This window comes from Crystallibacter degradans (assembly GCF_012952295.1).
Classification (GTDB): domain Bacteria; phylum Actinomycetota; class Actinomycetes; order Actinomycetales; family Micrococcaceae; genus Crystallibacter; species Crystallibacter degradans.
Genome location: NZ_JABBCH010000017.1, coordinates 60,532 through 74,906, shown reverse-complemented (window position 1 = coordinate 74,906; position 14,375 = coordinate 60,532). Strand labels below are relative to the sequence as shown.

The following is a 14,375-nucleotide window of genomic DNA, read 5'->3' as shown; positions in this document are numbered from 1 at the left end:
TTCCTGGGCAGGTTTTCCGTTGAACAGGTGGACGGGAATCTTCACATCGCCGGCGTCACCGCCGAGATAGTCGCTGGTGGCGCCCGTCAGCATGTGTTTCATGCCCATGTCCATGCCACCCCCGCCCTCGTGGTCCATGCCCTCCATGCTGCCGCCGGACATGTCCATGCCCATGGACAGTTCCTCCACGACTTCCTCCGGGGTGCCGGTGATGCCGTCAAGCCAGTCATCGAGGATGATGACCCACTCCTGGTCGTAGGCAAGGGCCTCTTTCGGGTCCTCGATGATCAGGGCTCCGTAAAGGGCGCGTTCTCGCTGCATATCGAAGTGGGAGTGGTACCAGTAGGTTCCCGGGTGGGCCAGCCGGAACCGGTAGCCGTAATCGGTTCCGGCGGCGATGGCCTCCTGGGTGAGGCCCTGGACGCCGTCGGCGTCGTTGCGCAGGGCCAGACCGTGCCAGTGGACACTGGTGCCTTCCGCGAGTTTGTTCGTTACGGGAACGTCGAGCAGGTCACCCGTTTTAGCCCTGATCAACGGGCCGTTCAGGGACCCGTTGTAGCCCCAGGTGGATACCGGCTTTCCGGTGATTTTCGTGTTGAACGGTGCGGCGGTGAGTTGCTGTGTGACTGTCGTTCCGTCGGCGATGCGGCGGGCTTCGAAATCCGCGATCAGCGGATCGGTCGGCAGGATCCGGGTGGCTGCTCCGGCCGGGGCCGAAGGATTGGAACAGGCGGCAAGGGCGGCCGCAGTAGCGGTGGCTACGGAGGCTGAGAGGACCGAGCGGCGGGTAAGGAGACGGTTCATGAGGGCCTTCTTTCCATGAGGGACCAAGGTTCAAGAGCTGTTGGCTCGACGCGCCGGGAGGCGGTGGCGTCGAATCACGTGCCGGACGGATGTCAAACGGACACGGGCTAAATGTTGGGAGGGGCACCGGAGCAAGGCAACGGCCTGTGACCGTATACCAGCCCCGGCCGCCGGGGGCCGGGGTTATGTACGGCTGATGGACAGCTGAACCAGGGAAGGCGGGCGTATCACGGGAAAAATGCCGTGGGGCACCGGCAGGCAGGCGAACAGGGCTGGAGCAGCCGACAGCCCGAGCACGGACGGTAACAAGAGACCGGCTGTACCCAACAAGGTCAGAGCAAGAAGGCAGCTGGCGGCCGTGGACAACTCGTTGCCGCCCTCGGCGACGGACATGGCCGGGGGTGCGGCTTCAAGGGCGCCAACTGATGTGCCCTCGATGTCCGGGACAGCAGCCGCCCCCGGAAGATGTGCTGAAGCGGAAGGGGGGGCGGTCGTCTCTTCCAACGGCTCCATTCCGGTGACGTGAGCCACCACGACGCCCTGAACGGCGGATCCATGCCCGGCGGGCATGACGTGCATTCCCAGGATCCCCACGGCCACTGCGGCAAGACCCAGAATGGTCAGCAACATGCCGGCAGAGGACCGAACCGCCCGTGCTGCCGTCGCGCTGATCATGGACCTGTTCCTTCCGCCCGTGGGGGCTGCTTGTTTGCCCGCACTATTCTACAAGGCGTAGCAGAGTGCCTCTGGCCAAGGGTCTGGGACCGGCTACCGCCGTCCCGAAGGGATCCACATAGCCGACCGTCCGCCGTGCGGGCCGCTATAGGTCGGCAGGATGCAAGGGGGTAACGGGGGAGGAGGAATCGCGGCTGGCAGGGATGTGTCTTCGCCGGCACTTTCACCTGTGCCGGGTGACCCTTGCGGCCCGCGGTGCGGGCCGGCATCAACAGCGGTTACTTGCTTCCGGCCAGTTCATAGCCGGTATCGGCCACCGCCGCATGGACGGCCTCACGGGACAAGGGCATGGTGCTGCGTACTGTAATCGTTGAGGTTCCGCCGGGTACCAGTGAGACCTGGACGTCAGCGACGCCGTCGAGTCTGCCGATCTCGCGCGAGACGCGGGAGGCGCAGCCCCCGCAGGTCATGCCGTCAACCAGGTATTGCGACTCTGTGGCGGCAGGTGCTGCAGTCTGGGTTTCCAGCTCGGAGTCCTGGGCCGGGCCGCAGCAGGAGCAGCATGGCGAGCTGTTTGCGTTCAGGGAGGTTTCCTGGACTGTTGAACCGCACATATAGATCTCCTCAAAGATGGTTGCAGAGGGTGCTGTGTGGCCGAATTGGCCTGGGAAGCCCGGCTCTGCCGTACCGGGGGATTCCCCGCGTAAGACTCCTTGCAGTCCGCGACAGCGTTCGGTAGTCGAAGCTATACGGGGTATATGTCAAGCTTTTTGCCTCGTCATGGCTCTTGCCGGGATCCGTCATGCTGCGCCGGTGATCGGAACCGGTCAGCGTATCCGGCGCCGGAAGCTCAGCCGCACCCTGCACGGATACTGCCGGGTGGAAGCTTGCCAGCGCCGCACGGGACCGGCAGCCCTGCAGCTCCAACTGTTAGCCGGCCAGGCTGTGGGGGGCTGGCCGCTTATCGGCTTCGCATCTGCCTTTGCGGGAATTTCATTGATGCATCGCTGCATTAGGTGAAAGTCACATGCCCGGCCCCCCTTGTGTTCGGATCGGGCGGCTTTTAGGCTGGGCGTAAAGGGGGCCGGGCAGTATTGGGGGCCGGGTCCCAGGCGGGGAAGTCATCATGGCCGGCGGGCTGGTCAGCGGTCCGTGTTGAAATGCGACGTTGGCCGCTGGCAACGTGGGCCTGCGATGTGAACACCGCAGGGCACATTGGGGAAGCAGGGCGTTGTCCTGCCGACAGTCTTAATAGCGAATGGGCGGGAGGGGCCTTTGTGCCCGCCCGTGACGGGGGATCCATGGCGTATGTTCTTGGCATTGATATTGGGACAAGTTTTACGGCGGCGGCGGTAGCTCGTCTGGGAGGCGCGGGCACGACGGCGGCGCCGCAGAGTCTGGGGCTGGGGATGCGCGGCGGGGTTGTGCCGTCGGTGGCCTTTCTGGGCGAGGACGGCCAAGTTTTGGTGGGTGAGGCTGCTGAGCGGCGGGCGGCTACCTCTCCCGAGCGTGTGGTGCGCGAGTTCAAGCGCCGGGTCGGGGACACGGTGCCGATCGTGGCCGGGGACCTGTTTGTCGCACCGGAAGATGTTTTTGCCGTGGTGGCGCGCTGGGTGGTGGATCGTGCGGAGGAGCGTGAAGGGACGCCGCCTGAGGCGGTGACGCTAACGCACCCGGCGGGTTGGGGTGATTACAGGAAAGGCCTGGTCCGGCAGGCGCTGGCCGGGGTGGGCCTGGCCGAAGTCACGCTGTTGAGCGAACCGGAGGCGGCCGCCCTGCACTACGCCTCGCAGGAAAGGGTGGAACCGGAGAGCACGATCGCTGTCTATGATCTCGGCGGCGGCACCTTCGACGCCGCTATCCTGAGGAAGACGGCTGCGGGCTCGTTCGATCCGTTGGGCCGTCCCGAGGGAATTGAGCGGCTCGGCGGCGTAGACTTCGACGAAGCGGTGTTCGGTCATGTCACCGCGGGCGCGGGTGATCTTTTCACCGGCCTTGACGCCTCCGATCCGGCGGTGCTGGTGGCCCTCTCGCGGGTGAGAAGGGAGTGTACCGAGGCGAAGGAAGCGCTCTCGTGCGACTCCGAGGCGTCCATCCCGGTCCTGTTGCCCGGGTCCCAGGCCCAGGTACGGCTGGTGCGCCAGGAGTTTGAAATCCTGATTGAGGCATCCGTGCGGCAGAGCGTTGAGGCGCTGCGCCATGTGATGCAGACGGCAGGCGTCGGCGCAGGTGATCTTGCCGCGATCCTGCTCGTCGGCGGCTCGTCCAGGATCCCGCTGGTCACGCAGCTGCTCTCCGCAGAGTTGGGGAGGCCGATCGCCATTGACTCGGATCCCAAGGCTTCTGTCTGCCTTGGTGCGGCGTTCTCAGCTGCGGCCCGGATCCAGGCCCTGGAAGCTGACTCCGGCGGAGAAGACGAAGATCCGGCATCGGCGCAGGTGGCCGGTCATGGCCGGTTCGACTCCGGACCGCAGCCCTTTGTGCTCGCTGCTGCCGTCCCGGATAAGGAGATCCGGTACGGCAGGGGAGTGCGCGTGGCCGTGGTCGCTGCCACCGTTGCCGCCTTTACGGTTCTGACGGCGACGGCTGCGCAAAGCCCGCCGGCTTTGGAGGTTTTCGCTGCCATCGCCGGGACCGAGGAATCAGGGGGCGGCGATCGCAATGTGCCGGCGCAGGAGTCCCGCTCAGCGGAGGGGGACGGTACCCCGCAGCTCCAGGCACCGGACGGCGGCGGCCAGGACGCAGCGGCGGGATCCCTGTTCCCCGCCTTGCCGAATATCCGGACCTCGTCCACGCATACGCGATCGGAGGTAATCCCCGGCCGGGTTTCCGATGAAGACCAGGGATCCGCCGCTGTGACATCACGCGCAACGCCAGGACCGCGGCTGGCAGGCCAGGCTGATGCCCCGGGCGGCCCGGCGGATCCGGCCGCAGCCACCGCTTCGTCATCCGCCACACGATCTGCAGCAGAGCAGGAAAAACCGGTCCAGGTTCCGGGATCGGCCCCGGCGCAGCCTGAGCCGGGGCCGGCGTCGACGGTGCCTGCCCCTGGGCCTGCCGTACCGGGTGCCGTTCCCGGGCCGGAGCCCGAGCCCACCGTGCCCGTACTTGCTCCGGAGACCGAGCCCACCGTGCCCGTACCTGCTCCGGTGCCGGAGCCGGCGGTGCCGGTGCCTTCCCCGGAACCCACGCCGCCTGTAACCGGGCAGGTCCCTGCCGAATCGATTCCCGCGCCGGAAGGGTGAACGGGCATGGGAACGGGTAGCCTCTCCGCTGCGCCGGTAGTACACGGTGCGGCAGCTTCGATCTTGTTGGAAAAGGCCGCGGACGATCCGCACACACGGCTGCTGGCCGGTATCGCCGGCAGTGGGGGATCGGGGAAGAGCCTCCTGCTGGAGGCCCTGGTGGCGCAGTACCGGGCAGCGGGCATCCAGGTAAGCCGCGGCCACAACGGACTTGACCAGCGCGGCGGCACGGCGCCCGCTGCGGTGCTGGTCGACGACGCCCACCGGCTGGATGAACGGGCCCTAGCCCGGATCCACGGCCTGATCAGGGAACGCGACGTCCACCTCGTCGTCGCCTACCGGCCCTGGCCGCAGCGACCGTCACTCGAACGCCTCGCGGCCGCACTCGAACAGCACCATCCACCGGTTGTCCTGGGTCCGCTCACCCGGGAGGAAATCACCGCGCACGCCGCGGCGGCCTTGGCCGGCCCGGCCCCGCAGGCGCTGGTCGACCGGATCGTCGGGATGACCGGCGGAATGCCCTGGTTGGTCCACGCGATTATGGCCGCCTTCCATCTGGAGGGCCGGCAGGCTCTGGCCGATCCGGTAACGTCACCGGCTCTGGTGGAACGCCTCGGCCAGCGCCTGTATACCTTGGACACAGAGTTGCGTGAGCTGCTGCTGGCTCTGGCCATCGGATTCGACCTGGCCGGGCATGTACCGCCGGCACTGGAACAGGCATCGGATAGTATCGACCATCTGGTTTCCCGTGCCCGCGCCGCCGGACTGCTGCTGCCCAACGGAGAGCTCTTCCCCCTGGTGCGGCACGTGCTGCTGGAAATAACGCCGGCATACCGGCTGCACGCGCAGCAGCGGGCGCTGGTGGATGTTTTCACCGCTGAGGGGCGCCCGATCGACGGCGTCGCCCGCCGGCTGGCGCAGGAAGGTTTGAAGGATCCTAGGGTGGCCCGGGCGTTGGAACGGGCCGGCGACAAGGCGCTGGGAGGGGAACCCGAACTGGCCGCCAAAATCTATGACGAGGCGCAGTTGGCCGGTTCCGATGAACTCTCCCTCGCAGCCCGCAGGGCGCAGGCGGCCGCCGCCGTCGGAGACCTCGACGGGGCCGGCCGGATCTTGGATAAGCTCCTGACGCACCAGGATCCTCCGGACCTGGCCCGGGGCGTCGACGTCGCCGCCTCCACGTGGGCGCAGCGCGGCATGCTGGCGCGCAGCGCGCAGGCATACAGGTGGCTGGGACCGGAGCGGGCAGGGGCTTCGGCTGCGCTGGCTGCCGTGGTCATGATCGGTACCGGTGACAGGGAAGGCGCGGAAGCCGTGCTGGCCGCCCCCGCAGCCAGTGCCTCTCCTACCCAGGCTGGGAGAAGGTATCCGTGATTCCATCACCAGCCGGCCTGCACGGGCACTGCCCGCGCTGATCCGCGCATCGGATCTGATGACAGCTGCCGGCACCGCGGTCCCGCTCCCGGAGGTGCCCGCCGCGCTGGCTGCGCTGGCGGCCCTGCACCACGGCGAGCCGGCCGTGGCCGATACCGTCCTTGATGATGCGCTGACGGGAGATCAAGGCGGGCCGGTTGCCCGGCCCCGGCTCCTGCTGCTGCGGGCCTGGACGGCCATGCACCGCGGCCGTCCCGGCCTGGCGCGCGCCGCGATCGGCGAGGCCACCGCCGGCGGGCAGGGGTTCACGCCACGGGACGAACTGCTCTGGCACGCGCTTGAGGTGGGACTGGCCCGGCGTGCCGATGACACGCCAGGCCTGGTCCGGGCCTGGCGGCGGGCACGAACCGCCGTCCTGCACGTAGCCGTCGACCTTTACAGCCTCCTGCCCCTGGGTGAGCTGGCGGTGGCCTCCGCGCGACTGCATGAATCCGACCGGCTGGAGCCGTATCTGGCGGAGGCCTGGGCACTGCTGGCACGGCTGGGGGACCCGCCGCTATGGTCGGTTCCGCTGCACTGGTCCGCCGTCCAGGCCGCTATCCTGGCCGACCGCCCGCGGGATCTGGCACCCCACGCCGAGGCACTGGTGCACGCCGCCGGCCACAGCCATCTCGCGGCGGTCCTGGCAGCAGCGGGCCGGGCCTGGGTATCGGTGCTCGGAGGCCGGGTTGAGGCCGCGACCGTGGAATCCGCAGCGCACGCGCTGGCCTCGGTCGGGCTGATCTGGGACGGCGCCCGGCTGGCCGGGCACGCCGCGGCACGCGCTGCAGAACCTAAAGACATGACGCGCCTGCTTGCCTGTGCACGTAACCTGCATCCCGACCGGGGCGCGGACCCGGTGGACGGAACCGGCCGACCGCCTCCGGCTGCCCCGGCCGCCGCCGCGGTAGACCAGACCGGGCTCAGCGCCCGAGAACGCGAGGTCGCCCGGCACGTGCTGGACGGCAAAACCTACCGTGAGATCGGTACGGCGATGTTCATTTCGCCCCGCACGGCAGAGCACCACATCGGGCGTATCCGCCGCCGGCTGGGCATCAGGACCCGCGCGGAACTGCTCACCCGGCTGCGCCTGGCGCTCGACTCGGAATCCCCGCAGGGCCAGTAACACCGCAGGCAGCGGGCGGCTGCGCAGCGCCCGCTGCCTGCGGGGCTATGGACTCCTGCCGCCGCCGGTTCCCGCCAGGTGTAATGCATCCGGTGCCTGGCGCGGATCAGCTCCAGGCCGAACCCGACCAGCCGGAAACCCGGATGTCTTCTTCCCCGCGACGGCTTCCCAATCCCCCGTACCGGGCGAAAACCCCTAACGCGCAAACCCCCTCCCTACCTAATGCAGGGACAGTGCAATCCCCATGCGGGTGCCTGCCAGTAGGGGGGGAACTCCCGATGCCGGTCCGGCCCCCCCTGTCCTAGGTTTGAATCACGCCAGGCAGCAACGCCCGGCGGGCCACCATCCATACACGAACTGGGGGAACCACTCATGCCTACACTTGCTTCTTCATTGCTTGAATTCATCATGAACCTGCTCCGCGATCCGGAAGCCGCCGCGGACTTCCGCGAAGACCCTGAAGGCAGCCTCGAAGCCGCCGGCCTCGGCGGTATCTGCTCCGACGACGTGGACGCGATCATGCCTGTCATCCTGGACTACGCCCCGGTCCGGGCCGACTCATCCTTCGACCGCGACTACGAAACCGGCGGCAACACCTCCTGGGCCGGCGGTGAGCGCAACGACAACGGCTGGAACGGCGCAGGCAAGGACCAGGGCGGCGAGAAGGACCACGACAAGGGATACGAGAAGGACGAGGAGAAGGACAAGGACTACGGCAAGGGGGAAGACGAGGAGAAGGATTACGGCAAGGATGGGGAGAAGGGCCACGATGATGACCACGGCCATGCTGTGCAGCAGCTGACCCACATCGTCAACGAGTATTCCTACACCTCCACGATCGATGACCGGGACACCATCAACGACCAGTCCGTGAACCAGAACATCTGGGCCGACGGCGACGTCACCCAGTTCTTCGATAACGACGCGGTTATCGCTTCCGGCGACGACTCCGTGGCTGCCGGCGACGACGCCGAGGTGGATAACTCCACGGACAACTCGGAGGATAACTCCACCAACGTCCATGCCGGCGACGACGCCAACATCGAGATCGGCAACACCGACATCGATACGGACATCGACGGCTCCTTCAATGAGGACAAGTCGGTCGAAGACTCCTACAACACCGACGTCGACCTGGACGATTCGTTCAACGATAACTCCGATAACTCCGAGGACAACTCCGTCGACGTGGACCTCGAGGATTCGTTCAACGACAACTCCGAGGACCACTCGGAGAACATCGATGTCGAGCTCGAGGATTCGTTCAACGACAACTCGGACAACTCCTTGGAAGACGTGGGCAACACCGAGATCAAGGTGGAAGACTCGTTCAATGAGGACAACTCCACGGACAACTCCGTGCAGGTCGAGCTGGAGGACTCGCTGAACGATAACTCGACGGATAACTCCGTGGAGCTGGAGGATTCGTTCAACGACAACTCGACCGATAACTCCCTGGAGAATGTGGGCAACACCGAGATCGACGTGGAGCTGGAGGATTCGTTCAACGACAACTCCGATAACTCGACGAATACCGACGTCGAGGTCGGAGACATCGACCTCGAATTCGCCCCGATCGATGACTCCGTCATCATCGAAGACAACGAGCTCAACCTCGAGGCTGAGATCGAACCCGCGGCAGAGCACGCAGCCGGCTAAGACAGCCACCTGAAGGGGGACCGCAGCCCGGGGGAACAGCGGCACCGGCCCGGCAGCAAGCATCAAGCTTGCTGCCGGGCCCCGGCGTGACCTCATACAGTAAGAGCCCGAAGGAGGACGATCATGGTCGCAATGGTCAAACTGGTGGAGCATGGCATCGAACTGGCCGGTGCCGGGGAACGGGCCGACCTGCGCCGGCGCCTGGAACAAACCCGCCGCCGGCTGATGGATCCGAACATCCGCGTGATCGTCGTGGGGGAGTTCAAGCAGGGCAAGAGCCAGCTGATCAACGCCCTGGTCAACGCACCTGTCTGTCCCGTCGACGACGACATCGCCACCTCCGTACCCACTGTTGTGCGCCACGGAACCGTGCCCTCCGCCGTGGTCCTGGTTCCCCGGGAGGATTCCGCCACTGCCGGCAACGAGCCGGACCTGGAGCGCCGCCCGGTCAAACTCGAAGAGCTCGCCGACCACGTCTCCGAACGGGGCAACCCCGGCAACCAACGGCGTCTCGCGGCAGCCGAGGTGTTCCTCCCGCGCAAAGTCCTCGCCGGCGGCCTGTCCATCATCGACTCGCCCGGTGTCGGCGGCCTGGACTCGGCCCACTCACTGACCACCCTCACGGCGTTGCCCGCCGCGGACGCAATGCTGCTGGTCTCCGATGCCTCCCAGGAATACACCGAACCGGAAATCAGGTTCCTGCAGCAGGCCATGCGGATCTGCCCGAACGTAGCCTGCGTGCTCTCCAAGACCGACCTCTACCCCCAGTGGCGCAAGGTCACCGAACTCAACCGGACACACCTGGACCGGGTGCGCGAGGGTATCGCTCTGTTCCCGGTCTCATCCGAGCTGCGCCTGCACGCCGCCCGGCTCAGCGACAACGAACTGAACACCGAGTCCGGCTTCCCCGCACTGGTCACCTACCTGCGGCAGGAAGTACTCGGCCAGGCCGAACAGCTCCAGCGGCGCTCCGTCGCCCGGGACCTGCTCTCCAGCACCGATCATCTGCGCCTGTCGCTGCAGTCCGAACTCAGCGCGCTTCAAAACCCGGAAGGCACCCCGCAGATGATCGCCGGGCTGGAAGCTGCCAAAGAACGCGCCGACGCCCAGCGCCAGCGCTCGGCCCGCTGGCAGACCACCCTCAACGACGGTGCCAGCGACCTGATCTCCGATATGGAACACGACCTGCGCGACCGGCTGCGCAGCATCCAGCGCGACGCCGAACAGGCCATCGACGAAGCAGACCCGGGACCCGTCTGGGAACAGTTCACCGAATGGCTGGAACAGCGCGTCGCCTCCGCGGTCTCTGACACCTTCGTCTGGACCAACCAACGCGCACAATGGCTCGCCGGAGAGGTCGCCGACCACTTCGCCCAGGACGAAGTGTCCCTGCCGGTGCTCCAGGTGGACGACACCGACAACGTGCTCGACCCCGTCGGACAGGTCCCGGAACTGGACCCGGGCCGCATCGGTCCACTGCAGAAAATCCTGATCGGTATGCGCGGTTCCTACGGCGGCGTCCTGATGTTCGGCCTGCTCACCGGGATCGTGGGCATGTCGCTGATCAACCCGCTCTCCGTCGGGGCCGGGCTCCTGCTCGGCGGCAAAGCCTACCGGGAGGACAAGGAAGCGAGGCTCAAACGCCGCCAGGCCGAGGCAAAGGCACTGGTACGCCGCCAAATCGACGAAGTCGTCTTCCAGGTAGGCAAACAGCTCAAAGACCGGCTTCGGCTGGTCCAGCGCGCCACCAGGGACCACTTCACCGAAATCGCCGAGGAACACCACCGCTCCCTGTCGGACTCCGTGGTCGCCGCCCAAAAAGCCGCGGCCACCTACACCCTCGAACGCGAACAGCGCATCCGCGACATCAAAACCGCGCTCAAACGTGTCGAGGCGCTGCGACAACACGCACAAGCCCTGGAAGAAAAACCCGTCCCGGCAGGGCGCGGGTGAGCGCCGCAGACGCGGCCGTCCGCCAACTCGTCCGGGAGGCCATAGAGGTCTACGACAGCGACCCGGCCGCACGCACGACACTGGAGGACCATGCCCGCCGCCTTGAGGAGCCCCTGCGCGTGGCAGTGGCCGGCATGGTCAAGGCCGGCAAATCGACCCTGCTCAACGCCATCATCGGGGAAGAAATCGCCCCCACCGACACCGGTGAATGCACCCGCATGGTGACCTGGTACCGCTACCGGGACACCCCGCGGGTCACGCTGCACCCCCGCGAAGGGGAACCCCGGACCCTGCCCCTGAAAAGGACCGACGGCCGACTCCACTTCGACATGGGGGCCACCGGCGCCGCGGAGGTCAATCGGCTGGTGGTGGACTGGCCTGCGAAGAGCCTGCGCGAGATCACCTTGATCGACACCCCGGGCATCGCGTCGTTATCCGGCGACGTCTCCGCCGGCTCCATCGGTTTCCTGACACCCAAGGACGCGCCCTCGGAGGCGGACGCAATCATCTACCTCATGCGCCACCTGCACGCCGCGGACCTGAACTTCCTGGAATCCTTCCGGGACACCGCCGCCGGCCATTCGGGAACCGTCAACACCCTGGCCGTACTCTCGCGTGCCGACGAGATCGGCGCCGGCCGCATCGATTCGCTCCTTTCGGCCCGTGAAATCGCCCGACGCTACTGCAGCGACCGATCCCTGCGGACACTGGCCCTGGGCGTGGTGCCCATCGCCGGCCTGCTCGCCCAAAGCGCACGCACCTTGCGCCAGAGCGAATTCCACGCGCTGGCGGACATCGCCCGGCTGGACCGCGCCGAACGGGAGAAGCTGCTCTTATCCGCCGACAGGTTCATCCGCCCAGCCGCGCCCACAGATGCCGGCCCCGAAGTCCGCGCCGCCCTCCTGGAACGCTTCGGCCTCTTCGGGATCCGGCTCGCTTCGGCGCTGATCCGCGGCGGCCTGACCGAACCGACACCGCTGGCACACGAACTGGCCCGCCGCAGCGGCCTGAACGAGCTGCTGGCCTTGCTCTCCGGGCAGTTCCAGGCACGCGCGGCGCAGCTGAAAGCCCGCACCGCAGTGGCCGGCATCGAGAGGCTGCTGCGGGAACGCCCCTGCACCGGCACGGAACGGCTCGCCGCTTCGCTTGAACGCATCCAGGCCGGCGCCCACGAATTCCGCGAACTGCGGCTGCTGGCAGAAGCCCGCACAACCGGCCTGGCCCTGGCATCGGAGCTGGCCGCGGAGGCCGAACGTCTCATCGGCGGCCAAGGCATCGCCCCGCAACAGCGCCTGGGACTGGGCAGGGAAGCGACCGACGGCGAGCTGCGATCGGCAGCCATGGCCTGCCTGCGCCGCTGGCGTACGGTGTCCGAGAACCCCCTGACCGGCCACGCGGCCGCCGAAGCGTGCCGGACCGTGGTCCGCAGCTGCGAGGCGCTCCTGGCCCCGGAAGCCGACGGCCCGGGCCCGCCGCCGGTGACCGCACGCCTGAAACTCGGAGCGGAACCAGCCCCCAGCCGGCGGGCAACAGCCTGATCCGGCCACCGCCGGCATGAGGCTAAGGCCAACGACCGCCACCGGACCCCCCCGGACACAAGTCTTACTGCCGCCCCCGAATGCCAACCGACACCCCGGCCACACCATTGCTCCGGGCTGCCTGAACGTACCCTGCCGCTGATCGCCCGCCCGTCGATGCGTTATCCGACGATGGTGCGCTTCATCGCCTGCCTTTCTGCGTGTCCGCACCCCTTGCCGGCACTGCCGCGCCGCCGGACGACCCACGTTCCGCTACTGCCTGCCTGCGTATGCGTTGGCGCCGACACCTGCACCGGTACACCTGGGCCGGCCACATCTGCGGCCGGGCGGCGGAGGGCATCACGAACTCTACGGTGTTGGACTCTTGGACTTCCGCAGGAACGGGTCCCGGCACGGAGCGGGCAACAGGCACGGAAAAAACCGTTTCCTCCCGCCGCGGCGCAACGGGGGGCCATGTCAGCCCGGCAAAATTTTTCGAGGGTCTCCCGTTTTCCTGCACAAGGCGGAAGCTGCCTGAATTAACCGCCGAAGACGGCCCGAACCCCACCGCCTGAGGCAAGGCTATGCGGGTCCGGTCCGGACAACACCGTTTTCCAAGTACTCGCCCACGGCCTTCTCTGTGACACGGTAGGTGTGGCCGATCCGGACAGCCGGCAGCTTCCCGGTATGGATCAGGCGGTAAATGGTCATTTTCGACACGTGCAGGTGTCCGGCCACTTGCGCAACCGACAGAAACGTCCCGTTACCGTCCACCCGGTTAGCCGTCATGGGAGCCGCACCTCAGCCGACGGTTAGTGCTTTGTCAAGGAAAGAGCTGATGACCCGGCGTGCGGAATTAACACACGGCGGCGACACCTGCCGCGCCCGGCCGCCCGCATACTCCTGCGCATTGTTTGGGACCGGATCCGGTCGTTCAGGTAGAGCAAGGCTTCGAGGACTTCGGTGAGTTCGCCGTCTTCCTCGACGGTTTTCTGCAGCAGCCGCGCGTGGGCTGCGCGCAGGTCCGGTCCCGGCAGGCAGCCGAGCTCGTGGTCCAGCAGCCGCCGGCACCTATCGTAGGCCTGCAGACCTTCGGCATAACGGCCGGACGATTCCAGCGAGGTAACCAACGCGGACCAGGCCAGTTCATTCAACGGTTCCGACGCCACGGCCTGTCCGGCCCAGCCGAGTGCCTCCGCAGTCAGGCCCAGGCGCCCGGCAGCCTCGGCGGCCCGGATCTGCACCGAGGTCACCACCGAGGCGTGCCGGGCACGCGCCCCTTCGGCCCACTCAACGTCCAGCTCGTCCCCAAGCAGCGGCGCCGAACCCAGCTTCAGCGCCTGCACCAGCAGGGGATAGGCACCCGCCGGTTCACGTCCTTGGGACAGGGCGACCAGCTGGTTGAACCGGACCAGGTCAACCTCCACCAGACCGGGGTCCAGGACATAGCTGCCGGTCGCGGTGCGCAACGGCCCGGTCCTCACACTGCCAGGCTGCAGGGTGCGCCGCAGCAGGCTGACATAGCTTTCCAGTGTGGCCAGTGCCTTGCCCGGCGGACTGCCATCCCAGAGCAGCTCAATGAGCTCGTCCTTGGAAACGGGCGAGCCGAGCCGCAGCAGCAGAATTTCAAAGACCTGCCTGGCCTTCGGACTGCCCAACGTGGCCGACGTCAGGACGGTTCTGCCCCGACGGACTTCAAGATTGCCGATCATCTGTACAGAAATGGGCGTGGCGTGCCCTGCGGTTAATTGCTCCACACATCCCCCTTGCATCTCGCATTCCCCACGAATGCTTCTTCCATCATGCCCGCTAACAGTGAGTTCGCTGGTACATTTGAGGCATGTCCGGGACCCCCTACAGTCAGGGGTTGTACAGAATTGTGATTCCGAGTAAGGCAGTCTGGAACGTCTGCGGCAGGGGATTCGTGAGGAAAGCTCTCACGCAGTATTTGTGATGCTAGTCTTGGGGGTTTTACGCCATCGC

11 protein-coding genes are annotated in these 14,375 nt (G+C 66.9%); 6 read left to right on the top strand and 5 right to left on the bottom strand.

Annotated features, from left to right (window positions below):
• From HGO92_RS19610 to HGO92_RS19600, 3 genes are all read right to left on the bottom strand, one after another.
• Positions 1-804 (bottom strand): multicopper oxidase domain-containing protein (locus HGO92_RS19610; protein ID WP_169997852.1); only part of this gene is annotated, 804 nt, incomplete at its 3' end.
• A 183-nt stretch (positions 805-987) separates the two neighbouring features.
• The gene (locus HGO92_RS19605; RefSeq protein WP_169997850.1) at positions 988-1,479 is read right to left on the bottom strand and encodes a hypothetical protein; all 492 of its coding nucleotides are present in this window, start codon (positions 1,477-1,479) and stop codon (positions 988-990) included.
• 278 nt (positions 1,480-1,757) lie between these two features.
• The gene (locus HGO92_RS19600) at positions 1,758-2,093 is read right to left on the bottom strand and encodes a heavy-metal-associated domain-containing protein (RefSeq protein ID WP_169997848.1); all 336 of its coding nucleotides are present in this window, start codon (positions 2,091-2,093) and stop codon (positions 1,758-1,760) included.
• Between the two features lie 687 nt (positions 2,094-2,780).
• Here HGO92_RS19600 and HGO92_RS19595 point away from each other — a divergent pair.
• From HGO92_RS19595 to HGO92_RS19570, 6 genes are all read left to right on the top strand, one after another.
• A complete protein-coding gene (locus tag HGO92_RS19595) occupies positions 2,781-4,724 on the top strand; it encodes an Hsp70 family protein (RefSeq protein WP_205834781.1) in 1,944 nt (647 codons plus the stop codon).
• A gap of 6 nt (positions 4,725-4,730) precedes the next feature.
• Complete coding sequence (locus tag HGO92_RS19590) at positions 4,731-6,098, top strand: hypothetical protein (RefSeq protein WP_169997846.1); 1,368 nt, start codon at positions 4,731-4,733, stop codon at positions 6,096-6,098.
• Positions 6,061-7,263: a LuxR C-terminal-related transcriptional regulator gene (locus HGO92_RS24570; protein ID WP_169997844.1), complete on the top strand. Its 1,203-nt coding sequence runs from the start codon at positions 6,061-6,063 to the stop codon at positions 7,261-7,263. Before HGO92_RS19590 ends, HGO92_RS24570 begins: the two co-directional genes overlap by 38 nt.
• 372 nt (positions 7,264-7,635) lie before the next feature.
• On the top strand, positions 7,636-8,922 hold the full coding sequence (locus HGO92_RS19580) for an IniB N-terminal domain-containing protein (protein WP_205834780.1): 1,287 nt from the start codon (positions 7,636-7,638) through the stop codon (positions 8,920-8,922).
• A 123-nt stretch (positions 8,923-9,045) separates the two neighbouring features.
• Positions 9,046-10,875 (top strand): dynamin family protein, encoded by a 1,830-nt coding sequence (locus tag HGO92_RS19575; protein WP_169997842.1) that lies wholly within the window; start codon positions 9,046-9,048, stop codon positions 10,873-10,875.
• Complete coding sequence (locus tag HGO92_RS19570) at positions 10,872-12,413, top strand: dynamin family protein (protein ID WP_169997840.1); 1,542 nt, start codon at positions 10,872-10,874, stop codon at positions 12,411-12,413. Before HGO92_RS19575 ends, HGO92_RS19570 begins: the two co-directional genes overlap by 4 nt.
• A gap of 561 nt (positions 12,414-12,974) precedes the next feature.
• Here the strand turns inward: HGO92_RS19570 and HGO92_RS19565 are convergent.
• Together HGO92_RS19565 and HGO92_RS19560 are read right to left on the bottom strand one after the other, a co-directional pair.
• On the bottom strand, positions 12,975-13,181 hold the full coding sequence (locus tag HGO92_RS19565) for a helix-turn-helix domain-containing protein (RefSeq protein ID WP_169997838.1): 207 nt from the start codon (positions 13,179-13,181) through the stop codon (positions 12,975-12,977).
• A gap of 23 nt (positions 13,182-13,204) precedes the next feature.
• Positions 13,205-14,149: a BTAD domain-containing putative transcriptional regulator gene (locus HGO92_RS19560; protein WP_169997836.1), complete on the bottom strand. Its 945-nt coding sequence runs from the start codon at positions 14,147-14,149 to the stop codon at positions 13,205-13,207.
• Positions 14,150-14,375: the final 226 nt, after the last annotated feature.

Bases quoted from the DNA above. Each gene is read 5' to 3' on its own strand.
- HGO92_RS19605 (WP_169997850.1), bottom strand. From the start codon at position 1,479: ATGATCAGCGCGACGGCAGCACGGGCGGTTCGGTCCTCTGCCGGCATG.
- HGO92_RS19600 (WP_169997848.1), bottom strand. From the start codon at position 2,093: ATGTGCGGTTCAACAGTCCAGGAAACCTCCCTGAACGCAAACAGCTCG.
- HGO92_RS19595 (WP_205834781.1), top strand. From the start codon at position 2,781: ATGGCGTATGTTCTTGGCATTGATATTGGGACAAGTTTTACGGCGGCG.
- HGO92_RS19590 (WP_169997846.1), top strand. From the start codon at position 4,731: ATGGGAACGGGTAGCCTCTCCGCTGCGCCGGTAGTACACGGTGCGGCA.
- HGO92_RS19580 (WP_205834780.1), top strand. From the start codon at position 7,636: ATGCCTACACTTGCTTCTTCATTGCTTGAATTCATCATGAACCTGCTC.
- HGO92_RS19575 (WP_169997842.1), top strand. From the start codon at position 9,046: ATGGTCGCAATGGTCAAACTGGTGGAGCATGGCATCGAACTGGCCGGT.
- HGO92_RS19565 (WP_169997838.1), bottom strand. From the start codon at position 13,181: ATGACGGCTAACCGGGTGGACGGTAACGGGACGTTTCTGTCGGTTGCG.